This is a genomic window from Bradyrhizobium arachidis, assembly GCF_015291705.1.
Taxonomy (GTDB): Bacteria; Pseudomonadota; Alphaproteobacteria; order Rhizobiales; family Xanthobacteraceae; genus Bradyrhizobium; species Bradyrhizobium arachidis.
Genome location: NZ_CP030050.1, coordinates 3,831,817 through 3,846,976 on the forward strand (window position 1 = coordinate 3,831,817; position 15,160 = coordinate 3,846,976).

Annotated in this window: 14 protein-coding genes; 9 read left to right on the forward strand and 5 right to left on the reverse strand. The window is 64.3% G+C overall.

Annotated elements, in window-relative coordinates; genetic code table 11:
* Nucleotides 1-461 precede the first annotated feature (461 nt).
* Nucleotides 462-1,682 carry an FAD-dependent oxidoreductase gene (locus WN72_RS17670; protein ID WP_027559021.1) on the forward strand — a complete coding sequence of 407 codons (1,221 nt, stop codon included), beginning with the start codon at nt 462-464 and terminating at the stop codon, nt 1,680-1,682.
* A 28-nt stretch (nt 1,683-1,710) separates the two neighbouring features.
* Here the strand turns inward: WN72_RS17670 and WN72_RS17675 are convergent, their stop codons facing one another.
* Nucleotides 1,711-2,847, reverse strand: a complete 1,137-nt coding sequence (locus WN72_RS17675) for a GNAT family N-acetyltransferase (protein ID WP_027559022.1) — start codon at nt 2,845-2,847, stop codon at nt 1,711-1,713.
* 220 nt (nt 2,848-3,067) lie between these two features.
* Here WN72_RS17675 and WN72_RS17680 point away from each other — a divergent pair, with 220 nt between their 5' ends.
* The 4 genes from WN72_RS17680 to WN72_RS17695 all read left to right on the forward strand — a co-directional run bounded on the left by WN72_RS17680 (nt 3,068) and on the right by WN72_RS17695 (nt 7,131).
* Nucleotides 3,068-4,354 carry an O-antigen ligase family protein gene (locus WN72_RS17680; RefSeq protein ID WP_092217077.1) on the forward strand — a complete coding sequence of 429 codons (1,287 nt, stop codon included), beginning with the start codon at nt 3,068-3,070 and terminating at the stop codon, nt 4,352-4,354.
* A gap of 22 nt (nt 4,355-4,376) precedes the next feature.
* Nucleotides 4,377-5,402, forward strand: coding sequence for a glycoside hydrolase family 5 protein (locus WN72_RS17685; RefSeq protein ID WP_092217078.1), 1,026 nt, complete (start codon nt 4,377-4,379; stop codon nt 5,400-5,402).
* 131 nt (nt 5,403-5,533) lie between these two features.
* Nucleotides 5,534-6,679, forward strand: a complete 1,146-nt coding sequence (locus WN72_RS17690) for an AI-2E family transporter (protein ID WP_167380902.1) — start codon at nt 5,534-5,536, stop codon at nt 6,677-6,679.
* Nucleotides 6,676-7,131: a potassium channel family protein gene (locus tag WN72_RS17695; RefSeq protein WP_028146339.1), complete on the forward strand. Its 456-nt coding sequence runs from the start codon at nt 6,676-6,678 to the stop codon at nt 7,129-7,131. Before WN72_RS17690 ends, WN72_RS17695 begins: the two co-directional genes overlap by 4 nt.
* 23 nt (nt 7,132-7,154) lie before the next feature.
* On the opposite strand, the gene WN72_RS17700 is transcribed toward WN72_RS17695, so the two are convergent.
* Nucleotides 7,155-7,838, reverse strand: coding sequence for a helix-turn-helix domain-containing protein (locus WN72_RS17700; RefSeq protein ID WP_027559025.1), 684 nt, complete (start codon nt 7,836-7,838; stop codon nt 7,155-7,157).
* A 301-nt stretch (nt 7,839-8,139) separates the two neighbouring features.
* Here WN72_RS17700 and WN72_RS17705 point away from each other — a divergent pair, with 301 nt between their 5' ends.
* Together WN72_RS17705 and WN72_RS17710 are read left to right on the forward strand one after the other, a co-directional pair.
* Nucleotides 8,140-8,763: a response regulator transcription factor gene (locus tag WN72_RS17705; protein ID WP_027559026.1), complete on the forward strand. Its 624-nt coding sequence runs from the start codon at nt 8,140-8,142 to the stop codon at nt 8,761-8,763.
* Between the two features lie 189 nt (nt 8,764-8,952).
* Nucleotides 8,953-9,321 carry a response regulator transcription factor gene (locus WN72_RS17710; protein WP_027559027.1) on the forward strand — a complete coding sequence of 123 codons (369 nt, stop codon included), beginning with the start codon at nt 8,953-8,955 and terminating at the stop codon, nt 9,319-9,321.
* A gap of 12 nt (nt 9,322-9,333) precedes the next feature.
* Here WN72_RS17710 and WN72_RS17715 read toward each other — a convergent pair whose 3' ends face one another.
* From WN72_RS17715 to WN72_RS17725, 3 genes are read right to left on the reverse strand one after another with little or no spacing between them, the layout of a single operon-like run.
* Nucleotides 9,334-9,918, reverse strand: a complete 585-nt coding sequence (locus WN72_RS17715) for an invasion associated locus B family protein (protein WP_027559028.1) — start codon at nt 9,916-9,918, stop codon at nt 9,334-9,336.
* Between the two features lie 23 nt (nt 9,919-9,941).
* The gene (locus tag WN72_RS17720; protein ID WP_092217086.1) at nt 9,942-10,826 is read right to left on the reverse strand and encodes an alpha/beta hydrolase family protein; all 885 of its coding nucleotides are present in this window, start codon (nt 10,824-10,826) and stop codon (nt 9,942-9,944) included.
* Nucleotides 10,827-10,837: 11 nt separating this feature from the next.
* Entirely contained in the window at nt 10,838-12,526 is a 1,689-nt protein-coding gene (locus tag WN72_RS17725; protein WP_092217087.1) for an aspartate:alanine exchanger family transporter, read from the reverse strand.
* Between the two features lie 135 nt (nt 12,527-12,661).
* Between WN72_RS17725 and WN72_RS17730 the strand changes: the two genes are divergently transcribed.
* Nucleotides 12,662-13,345 (forward strand): YoaK family protein, encoded by a 684-nt coding sequence (locus WN72_RS17730; RefSeq protein WP_027559031.1) that lies wholly within the window; start codon nt 12,662-12,664, stop codon nt 13,343-13,345.
* Nucleotides 13,342-15,045: a SulP family inorganic anion transporter gene (locus WN72_RS17735; RefSeq protein ID WP_027559032.1), complete on the forward strand. Its 1,704-nt coding sequence runs from the start codon at nt 13,342-13,344 to the stop codon at nt 15,043-15,045. Before WN72_RS17730 ends, WN72_RS17735 begins: the two co-directional genes overlap by 4 nt.
* Nucleotides 15,046-15,160: the final 115 nt, after the last annotated feature.

The following is a 15,160-nucleotide window of genomic DNA, read 5'->3' on the forward strand; positions in this document are numbered from 1 at the left end:
TCCCCTGAAGAGACGTGGTTCGATATCGGAGATAGCCTAGCATGCCGAAAAACCGCGAGTGTTAATGAGAGACCTTCAGGATATTGCCGCCCATGACGATGTCGCGATGACGCCGGCTGCGTCACCGTGAAACACAGCCGTCCCGACTGTCCCGTTAGCGCAAAGCCCTGACCCGACCGAAATGGCGGCATAGCGCCGCATCGGCGGCCATGACGACAAGATCGGCCGTTTGAATGCGGAAATGGTTGCCGGAAAGGGCCGCCGTTCAGGCCGAGTCCGGGATTTGCCTGACATCCCGAGCAAAGCGCGTGCCGCGATGTCATGGAGCTGGATCAGTCCGCCAGTTCATTAACCTCGATCGGTAGAAATGATCGCGTTTGATCCCGCGATGCGACATCAGGCGAGAGAATTGCACGAGAGAACTGCAAATGGGACCACCGTTAACCGTGGGAGCCTGAACCATGACGGCGGATCAAAGCGTGACCGAGCCGGTCGCAGCAACCGGGGCTGCGACGATGGTCGACGTCGCGATCGTCGGCGGCGGCCTTGCGGGATCGCTCGCCGCGGCGGTGCTCGCGCGGGCAGGGCATCGCGTCACCCTCATCGACAAGCGCGCGGTCTATCCGGACGAATTCCGCGTCGAGAAGATCGGCGGCCCGCAGCTTGAGATGTTCCGGAAGCTGGGCTTCATCCGCGGCCTCGAGAGCGTCGCGTGTCCATATGACCGCGTGCTCAATATCAGGGAAGGCAAGCTGGTTGATGTCAGCGTCGGCCAGGCTTACGGGCTTCCGTATGCGGATCTCGTCGCGATGGCGCGCGGCCAGATCCCCGATGCGTCCAGCCTGATCGTCGACGAGGTCACCGCTATCAGCTGCAGCGACGACGTCCAGCAGCTCGAGCTCGCCTCCGGTCGGCGCCTGAAGGCACGCCTCGTCGTTCTGGCGACGGGCATGGCTGGTGCTCTCGGCTACAAGCTCGGCATCAAGCGGCGCGTGCTGGCCGCGGGCCACTCGGTCTCGTTCGGCTTCACGATTGCCCGGCGCGATGGCGCGCCGTTCGATTTCAACGCGCTGACCTGTTACGGCGAGCGCACCGCCGACGGCGTCGATTATCTCAGCCTGTTTCCGGTGCAGGCCGGCATGCGGGCCAATCTCTTCATGTTCCGCGACCCGGCCGATCCTGTCATGCGCGATCTGCGCCGCGACACCGAAGCGACGCTGCTGCGCCTGTTGCCGGGATTGCGGCCCTATCTCGGCGATTTCCACGTGACGGACCGCGTCCAGAATTGGGTGATGGACCTGTCCGTCGTCGAAGGACACCTCCAGGACGGCGTCGTGCTCATCGGCGATGCGTTCCAGACCAACTGTCCTGCGGCCGGCACCGGCGTTGCCCGCCTGCTGGTCGACGTCGAGCGTCTTTGCACCGAATACGCGCCGCGCTGGCTCATGACCGAGGGCATGGGCAAGGCGAAGATATCGGAGTTCTATTCCGATCGCGACAAGATTGCGGCGGACCAGCAATCGCTGAAGATGGCACACTTCCGCCAGGCGCTGACGTCCCGCAACGATATCGGCTGGGACGTGCGGCGGCGGCTGCATTTCCTGCGGCGCAGCCTCACCCATCGGGTCGATCAAATGCGCCCGGGCTGGCTCGCGCAGGTCCGAAGCGCGCTGCGCGCCTGAGTGCTGCGGTGCTCGGCGCCCGCTCGTGTCAGCGCGTGGGCGTCGAGGTACGGGTCGGCAAGAGCCTGAACTCCGACATCCTCTTGGCGGCCAGCTTGAGCCAGGGGGCCTGCTTCAGCGCGAACAGGGATATGGCGCCCGCGGTGCTGCCGGCCTGCGTGACCGTCCACATCGGCGAGGGCTGCCCGCCGAACAATTTCTTGTACGGCTCGTCACCGATGGTGAAGTCGAGCATCTGATCGCCGCGCTCGATGCAATCCCGTGCCACCTGCTCGAACATCAGCGCGCCCAGGGACTGGCTCTTGTATCCGGCGATGTCGAACGCGCTCATGATGACCATGAAGCTGTCCTGGTGGTGCAATCCGAGCACGGCGGCGATCACCTCGCCATCCATCTTCATGGCATAAAGCCGAACAAAGGAGCCGAGACCGCGAAGCGCCACGTCGGAATAGAAGGCGTAATATTCGGGGCGCTGGAGCAGGTCTCCGTCGCCCTGCGACTGAAAGCGCGGACCGCGAAACTTTCGCATCACGTCCAGTGCCTCGCCGACGGAGGCGCTGTCGTTGCAGCATGCGAAGCTCAGGGCGCCCTTCTTCTGGAGCTGGCGAGATTTCTTTGCGAGCTCCTTTTGATAGGAGCGATCCAGCGCGCTGGCCCGCCATTGTTCGAACGGCGCGACGAGAACGGCCGCGTAGGCATTGGTCTCCATCGACACGCGGCGAGGCGCAGCCAGGAGATTTTCGATCGGAAGCCGTCCGTCGGGAATTTTGGTCATCCGGAGCAGATCGAACGGACGGACGAGGTACCTGATCTCGGCACATGCACTCTCGTCCGCAAGCAACTGCGAAAATACCTCGGGGCTGCAAACCGGCGCGAGATAGTCGGAGACGCGGAGATCGGCGAACTCGACGGTCCGGATCGGTCCACGCCGGACCCGCAGCATGGGCAGCACCATCGCAAGCGCGCCCGTTGCGCGATGGCGCGCCACGACGATCAGAGGGGTTGCGCCCGCATGCGGCGCAAGCCCGGTGTAGAGGCTATGCAGCCAGAGCGGATGCTGGAACGCGGTGGCGGCCGAGCCGTCGAACAGCTCTGCGTATTCCGGCGACAGGAAGTCGAACGCCGGCTCGATGGCGATATCGAAGTTGGTGCTGGGCCTGTTCATGCGCAACCGGGAAAAACCAGGTAAATCGGGGCTGTCGATCGAGCCGGACCTGCGCTTTATAGCAAGGTCGTTACGGGCGAGACACTGGAGGCCTGTAATTTGCATTAATGCGGCGGGCAGGGTTGGTATCGTTACCAAACCCTTAAGTCGCCGGGCCGAGCGGATGCGGAGATCGCGGCGCGCTAGCGGATTGTTAACCGCGCTTTAGGAAAGTCGTCTCATGGCCAGCCTGCAGACCGAGGTGGATTCCGAGGCACTCGAGAGCGCGTTCTGGAAGGCGCGCAGCGCCAGCGTCGAGAAGCTCGCCAGGATCGCCATCCTCAGTTCGATCACCGTCAACGTGGTCGCATCGATGGGCAATTTCAACACCGCGCTCCTGCCGGAGCAGCTGAGCAATCTGCAGCAGGCGGTGGCGATCCTGATGTGGGCCGTGCTCATCTACGCGAGTGCCTTCGTGCGCCCGCGTCTGCGGTTGCAGCTCAATCCCGATTTGATCGTTCTGGTCGCATTCTACACCCTCGCCGTCGTCTCCGTGTCGTGGTCCAGCCTGAACGCCGCGGCATTCATGAAGAGTGCGGCGATGGCGATGACGACATTCGGTGCGTTCTGTCTGATCACGCGTATCGACATCGACGAGATTGTGGGGGCCACGGTGCTCGGGCTCTTCATATCGGTCGCCGCGTCCGCCTTCTTCGCGATTGCGGTGCCCGATATCGGGATCGATCACACCTGGATGCACGAGGGCCAATGGCAGGGCGTCTATGAATCCAAGCAGACACTCGGCTTCGTCGGCGCCTACCTGATGTTCTTTTCCTGCTATCGGAAGATGACGGGGCAGGGCTGGATCTCGTTCCTCGTCGTGTTCCTGCTGGCGTCAACCTGCGTGCTCGCGTCGGAATCGCGGGGCGCCGGTGCCGTTGCTCTCGCCGCCTGCGCATTGCTCCTGACCTCGATGTGGTCGGTCCGCTGCATGAGGATCTATGCGGTGCTGCCGGTCGTCATGTGCATGATGGCTGCTCTCCTGATCCTCTACTTCTATGTCACGGGCTACGACGCCATCCGTATCGGCGATGCGAGCATCGATTTCACCGAGCGGACCTTCATCTGGCAGTATGCCATCAGCCACCTCGACAATGCGCCGCTGCTCGGATTCGGCATCAACGGCTTCTGGACCATCCCGTCGGTCTACGACTATTTCGAGCAGAACCACGGCTGGGTCCTGGACAATTATCACAGCGGCTACATCGCAATCCTGCTCGAAACGGGATTTCTGGGATATGCGCTCTTTGCCGCGAGCGTCTTCCTGTTCTCGAACAAGATACTCCATCTGATTTCCACGCAATCGATCGACCGGTCGCACTGCGCCCTGATCATCGGATTTGTCGTCCTCAGCTTTCAGTCCAATTTCACCGAGACGATGTTCCTTCGTTCGACGATGTTCACGTCGGTGCTCCTCCTGGCGTTCTTTTTCGCCACATGCAGGCCGGTGCCGCAGACGGGCTTTTAAGTCCTCACCCAAGGGAAGCAAGATGACCGCCATCCGGGCTCGCTGGCCGAGAATTTCGTCTCTTGCAGCAAGAGCGTTTTGCCTCGCCTCGGTGCTGTGCCAGGCCTGTGCGGTCGGGCCCGCCGCTGCCGGCGATATGCCGCGACTGGGCCGTGGCATCAACATTCTCGGCTACGATGGAATCTGGGAAGGCGGTCAGAACGCGCCGTTCCGCCTGGACAATCTAACGGCGATCAAGAAGGCCGGCTTCTCGCACGTCAGAATCAATTTCTTCGGTTTCAAGTTCATGGGTCCCGGCAACGTGCTGGACGAGATCGTCCTGCGGCGGCTCGATGCCGTGATCGAAGAGGTTTTCGCGAGGGGCCTCATCCCCGTCCTCGACGAGCACGATACCCACGTTTGCCAGAGCGACGTTTCCGGATGCGCCGAGAAGCTCAGGGCGTTCTGGCGGCAGATCGCCGAGCGCTATGCCGGAAAATATCCAGGACTCGTGTTCGAGGTCTTGAACGAGCCCGGTGGGCAAATGACGTCGGCGAGCTGGAACACGCTCCTCAACGAATGCCTCGGCATCATCCGCCGCACCAATCCCGAGCGGCAAGTGGTTGCCGCCGTTCTCAACGTCGACGAGATTCCAGTCGACGAGCTGGCGCTGCCGGCCGACGACGGGAATATCATCGTCACGTTTCACTACTACGCGCCGATACGGTTCACCCATCAGGGCGCGCCGTGGTCCCGGACGTTTTCGCGGATCGGGCCGCTCGATTGGGGCAGCCCGGACGACGAAGCCAAGGCTGCCGCCGATTTCAACAAGATGAAGCTTTGGGCGGAGAAGGAGAAACGCCCGGTCTATCTCGGCGAGTTCGGCGTGTACGAGCGGGCGCCGTCCGACAGCCGCGTGAGATACCTGTCGTTCATGGCGAGGAGCGCCGAGAAGCTCGGCTGGGCCTGGGCCTATTGGCAGTTCGACCACGACTTCGCAGCCTTCGACAGTGTCCGTCAGGCCTGGAGGCCGGACATCCTGCGTGCCTTGACTCCGCCGCCGCGTTGACGCGGGCAGGCCTGACGGGCAGCTCCTGAACGAACGGCGGGATATCACCTTGATCTGGATCAAGCTTGCCGCGGCGGGCAGGGCACTACTGTTTGCACGCGTGTGCCCGCCCCGAGCGACAGGCTTCGACCTTGAAGAAACCGCGCCAGCTTGTATTTCCGGACGTGATCCAGCTTGTGATCCGGCTCGGATTGCTGGCTCTCCTGATTATCTGGACCTTCCTCATCATCAAGCCGTTCGTGCCGATCCTGACCTGGAGCGCGGTGCTCGCGGTGGCGTTCTATCCGGCGTTCAGCTGGCTCGCCAGATGCCTCGGTGGCCGGCCCCGCACCGCGGCCGCTTTGCTGACGCTCGTGACGCTCGGCATCGTGATCGGTCCGGCGGCCTGGCTCGGATTCGGTGCCGTCGAAGCAATCAAGGATATCGCAGGGCAGATCGGCAGCGGCGAACTCAGGCTTCACGCCGCGCCCGAGCAGATCAAGGGCTGGCCGCTGGTCGGCCCGCAGCTCTATGAGTTCTGGAATCTGGCCTCCACCAACATCCGCACGGTGCTGCGTGAGGTGGCGCCATATCTGAAGCCGCTTGCGGGAATGATGCTGTCGTTTGCCGGCAATACCGGCATTGGCATGCTCGAGTTCCTGCTCTCGGTGTTCGTCGCCGGACTGCTGCTTCCGTTCGGGCCGCAGCTCGTTGCCGCCATCAGGGGCTTCCTCGTCCGCGTCGTGCCGGAGCAGAGCGAGCATTTTCTGGAACTCGCAGGCGCGACCATCCGCGCGGTAGCGCAGGGCGTGATTGGCGTGGCCATCGTGCAGGCGTTCTTCGCCGGGATCGGCTTCAAGCTTGCAGGCCTTTCGATCGCGGGCCTGCTCGCGGTGATCGTCCTCCTGCTGTCGATCGTGCAGATCGGCGCCTTCCTCGTGCTCTTCCCCGTCGTCATCTGGATCTGGACGGACAAGGACGTGACCACGGCCCTGCTTCTGACGCTCTATCTCGTCGTCGTCGGTCTGCTCGACAACATCCTGAAACCGCTGGTGATGGGGCGGGGGCTGACCACGCCGACGCTCGTCATCCTGATCGGCGTGATCGGGGGAACGCTGAGCCACGGGATCCTCGGCCTCTTCATCGGTCCGATCATCCTGTCGGTGGCCTGGGAGCTCGCGGCGGCCTGGATCCGCGTCGAGCGCACCGCGCCGGTCGAGATCGACAGGGCTATAGTTGACGCGGCGGAGATGGCTTCGCAGGCGGGCCGCGAGTTGAGGACTGGTCGATCGCAATGATGCTGCAGATCCTGGTCGGCACCCTGGTCAGCGTCATCAATATCGGACTTCATGCGCTGGTCACGGTCGCCGCGGTCGCGATCGCCCGCCGCGCGTTGCTGCCTCATACCGAACGACCGCGATTGCGTCTGATGGGTGTGATGATGGCGACCGCCGTGGTCCTGGAGATCGCGCACACGCTGGAAGTCCTGGTGTGGGCCGCGACCTACGGCATCGTCCACGCCGCCGCGGCCGGCAGCGATCTGCTCTATTTCGCGTTCGTCAACTACACCACGCTCGGTTATGGCGACATCACGCCGGTGCAGGAATGGCGGCTCATCGGACCGTTGACGGCCATGAACGGTGTGCTGCTGTTCGGCTGGTCCGCGGCCATCCTGTTCGAGGTCTTGCTCAAGACGCTCGAGCATCTCGGTCTGACCGAAACGTCCGGCGCAGATTCACCGCGGAACTGATGCGGCCGGCGCCGCGGTCCAGTTCAGGACTGCAGGTCGAGGCGCGCGAGCAGGTGCCGGTCCAGCAGCACGATCTGGCGCTGGGTGTTGCCGATGAAGCCGAGGACGCCGATCTCGTGCAGCCGCGACAAGGCGCGGGACACGGTTTCCAGCGTCAGGCCGAGATAATCGGCGATATCGCGCCGCGACATCGGCAGCGCCATGACGTCGGATGCGGAGAGGCGCTTGTCCATCTCCAGCAGGAATGCGGCCACCCGCTCCAGCGACGTCTTGCGGCCGAGCAGCAGCATGTGATCCTCGGCGTGCTGGAGGTTGGTCGTGGTCATGCTGAGCAGGTTCCGGGCGACCATGGCGTCGCTTTCAGCCACCATCTCCAGGCTTTGCCGCCGGACCAGCCGCACCGTGGTGTCGACGATCGCTTCGGTGGTAAAGCGGTGCTCGCCGCCGTTTTCCAGCCCGAAGATGTCGCCGATGAGGTGGAACGCGCCGATCTGCCTGCGACCGTCCGACAACAGCTTGTAACTTCGCACCGCACCCGACTTGACCTGGTAGACGTATTCGGCGGGCTCTTTCTCGCCGTAGATTTCGCTACCTTTTCTGTAGGAAAATTCGCTTAAATTGACCAGTGCATTTGAATCGCTGGTCATGCCGAGGTCGCGGAGGGAATTGGGGCGCGGTGCGGAATCCGTGGTGATGCGAACAAACATAGGCCAACTCCTCAGCTTGTCGCCGAATTGGTCTGTGAGGCTAACTATTTTCGCAGCCGGAATGCGCCGCGCTATCCCACTCCCGCTGAAGTTGATTTTCGACCAAGGCGGTATTTCAATCCATTGTCCCTAGGTCCATTGTACCAAGGGACAACATGATTGCCCGGGTGCACAGGATGAGAAAGCATTGCGTCCTTCAAATTTGACTCATCGCGAAGCAGACATTTCAATCCTCAAACGGATGAAGACTGATTTGTAGAGTGAGAAGACCATCAGCGGTCTTCAATGCAAGAGGTGGTAGGTGCCAGGCCTCGTTCACGTGGTCGACGACGATGAATCCTTTCGGACGGCGATCGAGCGTCGGCTGAAGCTGGCGGGCTATGAGGTCGCGACCTATGCGTCGGCGAAGGAACTGCTGGATGCCGGGCCGGACGACGAGCAGGCGAGCTGCATCCTGCTCGACGTGCGGATACCGGGATTGAGCGGCCCCGACCTGCAGACTCAATTGGTCGCATCGGGCTCGACGCTGCCGATCATCTTCCTGACCGGCTTCGCCGACACGCCGACCACCGTGCGGGCGATCAAGGCGGGCGCGGAAGACTTCCTGACCAAGCCGATCTCCTCGGAGCAGTTGATCGACGCTATCGAGCGCGCGCTGGCGCGCCAGAGCGTCGCGCGTGCGCATCGCGGCAGGCTGGAGACATTTCGTGTCCACCTGGCGACGCTGACGCAGCGCGAGCGGCAGGTGTTCGATCTCATCGTGCGCGGCCGGATCAACAAGCAGATCGCGCACGCGCTCGGGACCACCGAACGCACCGTGAAGGCGCATCGCCATCAGGTGATGGAGAAGATGCAGGTCCATTCGCTTGCGGAACTCGTTTCGATCGCGGAGCGGCTCGGAATGCTCGATGCGAATGGCGATTAACTGATTTGTCGCCACGGACTGCACAGTTTCCCTGGTGTGACTTCCCGAAGGGACAATTGAAAACCCGTCGGCACGGTGCTGCGATGCAGGTGCGGAACCTGCAGCTTTTTGCCCGATGCGAGGGGAAGGCCGGGTCATATCGCCTTCAGCCACAGGGCCATCACCGTTGATGCCGCCTGAGAGGTCGCCGTGCCGACGCACCAGTCCGTCTTCATCGTCGATGACGATCCGTCCGTCCGGACGAGCATGTCGAGGCTGCTCCGCGCGCACGGTTTCGTCGCCACGCTGTTCGAGTCCGCGGGCGCCTTGCTCGACTACGGCGGATTGGAGCGGGCGATTTGCATCGTGCTCGACATCAACCTAGACGGGAAATCCGGCATCGAGCTGCGCCTGCGGCTGACGGAGAGGGGTGTGACCGCGCCGGTCATCTACATCACCGGAAACGACAGTCCGGCGAACCGCACCGCGGCGATCGCATCGGGCTGCGTCGCCTATCTGACCAAGCCGTTTTCCGCCGAATCCCTGATCGAGTCGGTAACGCGCGCGGCTACGGCTTAGGGCCTCGAGCGCTCACTCGTCGACATACTGTTCCAGCGTCTTCGCCGGCGCGCCGCTGCGGACGGACGCGAACTGCTCCAGCGGCACCGAGGTCGTGAGGGCCAGGAGATTCGAATCGACCAGCTCGAGCGTCAGCGCCTTGCCCGATGCCAAGTCCTTGACGGTGTTAGGCGACGCCACGTCGGCCGCGATGCAGAGATTGGTGGCACACCAGGTGTAGGGCACGCGGAACGGCGTGCCCTGGTCGATCGTCAATTTGGGCGGCTGTTGCAGGTACATGCCGACGGGCACGAACAATTGCAGCCGGGCGATGGGAGCATCCTCGCGCTCGATCAGGTCGACGCGCACCGCGGTCTGACCGGTCGGGAATTTGCCCGTGATCGAGGTCCGGCACAGCGTCGGCGCCCCGCCGGCCTTGAAGCAGAGTTTTTGCCAGTCGCCATAGGTGATGTCCTTGGCTTCGCGCTGGCCGCGCGTTGCAAACTCGGCGGGCTTGTCGGCCTGCGCCGTCTTCTGTGCGGCGATGCCGGAGCTTGTCGCGGTGGCGATGACCGCAAACGTCAAGAGACCGGAGAGACAATCAATAGGGCGGGGCATGGTCGCGTCTCCGAAATGTGAGCTCATTTCTGCGCATCGAGGAACTTCGTCACCAGCGGCGACCAGAGCGGGATCGCCTCCGGCGAGCCGATGAAGAAATGCCCCTCATTGCCGAACGGCGGCATCAGATGATATTCGGCGCGCCCGCCGCTGGCGGTGAAGGCGGCGTACATGCGCTTCGACAGCTCGGGCCCGAAGAACGTGTCGTTCTCGATGTAGATCCACAGCATCGGCACGCGCGAGGTGCGGCCGAAATCCGCGGTCGCCTCGACCAGCCTGTCGGGCGCGCAATTGTTGTTGGGTTTGCCGCCGACCCGGCCGCCGCGCCCGGCGGCGAAGATGATGACCGCCTTCACCTGCGGCGGGTTCACGCTCGACAGCGCCATCGCGGCCCAGCCGCCGGCGGACTGGCCGACCACGATCACGTCCTTCGGGATGATCCGCTTCTCGGCGGCCAGAAAGTCGATGATCCAGAGATCGACCTGCGCGACCGCAAGGCCGGCATCATGGAAATTGGGATTGGTGCATTTGCCGATCTTGGAGAAGAACGGGCCGAACAGCGCGCGATCGGGAACGTCGATCGCCTGCGCGCCATAACCGCTGCCGACCGGCGCCACCACGAGATAGCCGCGCTTTGCGAACCATTTGGCGGCATCGCGGAATTCCACCAGCGGAAAGAAGCTGCGATCCCTCGGAATGAGCGACACGCCGTGATTCATGATCACGAGCGGGAACGGGCCGTCGCCGACCGGGCGCACCAGATAGGCGAACATCGGCAGCGGCAGGGGTAACGCCCAGATCTCCTCCTGGATGCGGATCTCGTCCTCGGCGCGCGCGGGCAATGCGGCGACGAAAAGGGCGAGGAGGGTGATCGCGAACGAGCACAGAATTGCAGGCAAGCGATGCATCGTGCTCTCCCTCATCCTGAAAACGTTGCGGCCACCACGATCGGGCCGAGCACCGTCAGCACGACATTGCCGACCGCATAGGGCACGGCGACGCCGAGCACCGGCGTCTGGCTCTCGGCGACGTCGCAGGCGCCGGTGACGGCGGCATCGACCGTCATGGCGCCGGCGAGCGCCCCGCAGGTCACGACCGGGTTCATGCGCAGGACGTAGTAAGCGACCAGCGTTCCGACCGTCATCGGGATCAGCGTGACGACGATGCCCATGCCGACCAGCAGCAGGCCGTGGGCCTGGATCGCCGACCAGGCGGCAAGACCATTGCCGAGCCCGACCGCGGCGATGAAGCCGCCAAGACCGATGTCGCTCAAGGTCTGCTGCGCCGCCGGCGGCATCGCGCCCAGGGTCGGCTTGCGCGAGCGCAGCCAGCCGAAGACGAGACCCGCGATCAGCGCGCCGCCGCCGCCACCAAGCGTCAAGGCGACCCCGCCGACCTTGACGCTGGCAAGGCCGGCCAGAAGGCCGACGGCGATGCCGGTGGCAAGGAAGGCGATGTCGGTCCGGTCGCCGGCGTTGAGCGCGTGGCCGACCTGCACTGCGGCCCGCGCGATATTGCCGGTGCTGCCGACCAGCGTCATGACATCGCCGACATAGACGCGCGTGTCGGGCCCGAGCGGCACCTCCCGGCCCATCCGCGTGAGGGCGCGCAGGAACACGCCGCGTGCGCTGTCGCCGACGATCTCGGCGACTTCGCGGATCGAGCGGCCGTGCAGCTTGCGGTTCTCCACGAGCACCTCGATGACGTTACCAGGCAAGCTCTTCAGCAGCGCGTCGGCGTCGATCTCCTCGCCGATCACGGGCTCCGCCGCGACGATCGCGACAGTCGGGCCGGTCAGGACGATGTCGTCGTTTGCCTCGAGCACGGTCTCGCGGTGCGGCGGGATGTCGGCGCCGCGCCGCACGATCCGCTCGACGATGGTGCGGCGGCCGATCTCCGTCTCGATCGCCTCGACGGTGCGGCCCGCGGCGGCCGAGACGCGATAGGCGCGGGCCTGGAATTTGCGATAGGAGAGGTTGTCGGTTTTTGCAGGAGTACCGCCCGCAAGCTGCGCCTCGAGCTTCTTCGCCTCCGCCTTGAGATCGATCCGCATCAGCCGCGGTGCCACGAATGGAACGAACAGCAGCGTCAGGATGTAACCGAGCACATAAGTCACGGCATAGCCCGCCGCGATATGGGCTTCCTGCTGCTTCAACACATCGGCGGGCAGGCCGAGCTGCGCCAGCGCGCCCGAGGCGGTGCCGATCACTGATGATTGCGTCAGCGCGCCGGCGGTGAGGCCTGCGGCCGTTCCGCTATCGAGCTTGAACGCATAGGCGAAGATCAGCACGAGCACGAGACCCGTCGCGCCGATCACCAGCGCCAGCACGACCTGCGCCAGGGTCCGCACGCTCAGCGAAGCGAAGAATTCCGGTCCCGACCGGTAACCGATGGTGAAGACGAAGAGGCTGAACAGGATCGCGCGCAGAACCGGCGGGAACGCGAAGCTGCCGAGCTGTCCGATCAGGACGGCGACGATCAGGATGCAGGCGGTGGTGCCGATCGAGAAGCCGCGAATCCTGATGCGGCCGAGGATGGTGCCGATCGCAATGGCCAGCAGCAGGAAGATCTCCGGTGCGGTGGTGATGATCCACCTGACGGTATCCATGGTCGCATATCCCCGGCGCGTTGCCGCGATTTGATTGGCCGCCCGGCGGGATTGCTTGATCCAGATCAAGCCCGGGCGGGGACGAGGCGGGGCCTATGACGTGATGAAGTGTTTGCGCCAGCCCTCATTGCCGACATGAGCACTCTGGACGTCGCTGCCGGCGCGGTGCGCCGCGATGAAACGGTCGAGATCGTCATGCTGCTCGCCTTCGCCGGCGGCTATATCGACGCCTATACCTGGATCATCCACGGCGTGATGGCGAATGCGCAGACCGCCAATGTGATCCTCCTCTGGGTCTATGCGATGGCCGGCAATTGGGCGCAGGCCCTGCATTTCGCGGCGCCGATCATGGCCTTCACCGTCGGCATCGTGATCGCCGCCTGGCTGCGCCGTATTGCCGGGAATCGGGCCGGCGCACTGAGTATCCTGATCGAGATCCTGTTCTTGATCACGATCGGAATCCTGCACAACCGGCTGCCGGATCTCGCCGGAACGCTCGGCATCTCCATGGTCGCGGCGATACAGGCGGCGATGTTCGTCAAGGTCGAGGGCAACGTTTGCAGCACGGTGATGATCACCGGCAACATGCGTCAGGTCGTCGAAAACATCTTCGCGGTCGTCTACGGCGGAGCGCCGCTCGGGACGCTGCGCAAGTCGGCGATTTTCTTCGCGCTGTGTGCGGTGTTCGGCTGCGGCGCGGCGGCCGGGGCCTTTGCCACCGAGACACGTCCCAAGCTCGCGCTGGGTATTCCGGTGGTCGCGCTACTGATTGTCCTGCTGCGTTGCGAGGCAACGCCACGTGAGGAGGAGGGGCGATGAGCACACCGTCCAATCCGACCTGGACGCGGTTCTTTCCGCCGGCCGAATGGCTTGCAACCTATCGGCGCGAATGGCTGCCGTCCGACGCCGTCGCCGGCATCACGCTTGCCGCCTACGCCATTCCGGTCTCGCTCGCTTATGCGGCGCTCGCCGGGCTGCCGCCGCAAGTCGGCGTCTACGGCTACCTGCTCGGCGGTATTGGCTATGCCCTGCTCGGGGCGTCGCGCCAGCTCGCGATCGGCCCAACCTCGGCGATCTCGCTGATGATCGCTGCGAGCGTCGGCGCGCTCGCCGGCGGCGATGCGGTGCGCTATGCGCAGATCGCAAGCCTTGCGGCCTTTGCCGTAGCGGTGCTGTGCTTCATCGCCTGGCTGTTCAAGCTCAGCGTGCTGGTCCGTCTCGTCAGCGACAGCATCCTGGTCGGCTTCAAGGCGGGGGCCGGGCTCACCATCATCATGAGCCAGCTGCCGAGCCTGCTCGGCGTTCCCGGCGGCGGCCACAATTTCTTCGATCGCGCCATCAAGCTGGCCGGGCAGCTCGGCGCCATCCATCCGCTCGTGCTCGGCATCGGCGCCGTCGCGCTGTTGCTGCTGCTCCTCGGTGAACGGCGCTTGCCGGGCAAGCCGGTCGGGATCACCATCGTTGCGCTCGCGATCATTGTGGCAACGGTGCTCGGCCTCCCCGGTCTCGGTGTGCCCGTTACCGGGAAGATACCGGAGGGGCTGCCGGCGCTTGGCGTTCCGACATTCGGCCTGCTTGAGTTCGACGATCTGTTTCCGCTCGCGGCAGGTTGCGTGCTGCTGGCCTATATCGAAGGCGTATCGGCGGCCCGCAGCTTCGCGGCCAAGCACGGCTATCCGCTCGACGTCCGCCAGGAATTTCTCGGCCTGGGCGCGGCGAACCTCGCCGCCGCGTTCGGCCATGCCTATCCCGTCGCCGGCGGTCTGTCGCAATCGGCGGTCAACGACAATGCCGGCGCACGCACGCCGCTGGCGCTGGTGATCTGCTCGGTGGCGCTCGGGCTGTGCCTGCTGTTCTTCACGGGACTGTTGACCAATCTGCCCAAGGCGGTGCTGGCGGCCATCGTCTTCGCCGCCGTCTACAGGCTGGTCGATGTTCGTGCGCTGCTGCGCATGTGGAAGGTCAGCCGGATCGATTTCTACGCGGCGGCGATTGCCCTGGTCGCCGTGCTCCTGCTCGGTATCCTCCAGGGCGTCCTGCTGGCCGCGATCGCGTCGATCTTCCTGCTGCTGGCGCGAGCCTCGCGGCCGAACGTCGCGTTTCTCGGCCGCTTGCCCGGCAGCGGGCGTTATTCGGACAGCGCAAGGCATGAGGACGTCGAGCCGCTGGTCGGCATCATCGCGTTCCGTCCCGAGGCGTCGCTGCTCTACATCAATGCAGAGACAATCCTGGACACGGTCTTGGCCGCGCTCCGGAGCTCGCCGGGCATCCACCTCGTGGCCTGCGACCTCTCGGCCTCGCCCTACATCGACCTGGCGGGAGCGCGGATGCTGCACGAGCTCCATGACGAGCTTGCGTCGCGCAAGGTGACTCTCTGCATCGTCGGCGCGCATGCGCAGCTCCGCGATCTCCTGCGGGCCGAGGGGCTGGCGCAGAAGACCGACAGTGACCAATGGCTGCGGTCGCTCGACAGTCTGCTCGGCAGTGATCAGGCGGCGAGTGCGCAACGCACGGGCTGACGCCGTCCTATTGCGATGCGAACGGAAGGCACCGCCCGTCAGAATGCACGGGACCGTTGACTTGGATCAATGGAGCAAGCGGCGCCGCACTCACGATCCCGCATCACCTTCGCCC

Excerpts from the sequence above, each read along its gene's own strand:
- WN72_RS17720 (WP_092217086.1), bottom strand. The coding sequence starts at position 10,826 with ATGCATCGCTTGCCTGCAATTCTGTGCTCGTTCGCGATCACCCTCCTC.
- WN72_RS17695 (WP_028146339.1), top strand. The coding sequence starts at position 6,676 with ATGATGCTGCAGATCCTGGTCGGCACCCTGGTCAGCGTCATCAATATC.
- WN72_RS17715 (WP_027559028.1), bottom strand. The coding sequence starts at position 9,918 with ATGCCCCGCCCTATTGATTGTCTCTCCGGTCTCTTGACGTTTGCGGTC.
- WN72_RS17680 (WP_092217077.1), top strand. The coding sequence starts at position 3,068 with ATGGCCAGCCTGCAGACCGAGGTGGATTCCGAGGCACTCGAGAGCGCG.
- WN72_RS17725 (WP_092217087.1), bottom strand. The coding sequence starts at position 12,526 with ATGGATACCGTCAGGTGGATCATCACCACCGCACCGGAGATCTTCCTG.
- WN72_RS17675 (WP_027559022.1), bottom strand. The coding sequence starts at position 2,847 with ATGAACAGGCCCAGCACCAACTTCGATATCGCCATCGAGCCGGCGTTC.
- WN72_RS17735 (WP_027559032.1), top strand. The coding sequence starts at position 13,342 with ATGAGCACACCGTCCAATCCGACCTGGACGCGGTTCTTTCCGCCGGCC.
- WN72_RS17670 (WP_027559021.1), top strand. The coding sequence starts at position 462 with ATGACGGCGGATCAAAGCGTGACCGAGCCGGTCGCAGCAACCGGGGCT.
- WN72_RS17700 (WP_027559025.1), bottom strand. The coding sequence starts at position 7,838 with ATGTTTGTTCGCATCACCACGGATTCCGCACCGCGCCCCAATTCCCTC.
- WN72_RS17730 (WP_027559031.1), top strand. The coding sequence starts at position 12,662 with ATGAGCACTCTGGACGTCGCTGCCGGCGCGGTGCGCCGCGATGAAACG.
- WN72_RS17685 (WP_092217078.1), top strand. The coding sequence starts at position 4,377 with ATGACCGCCATCCGGGCTCGCTGGCCGAGAATTTCGTCTCTTGCAGCA.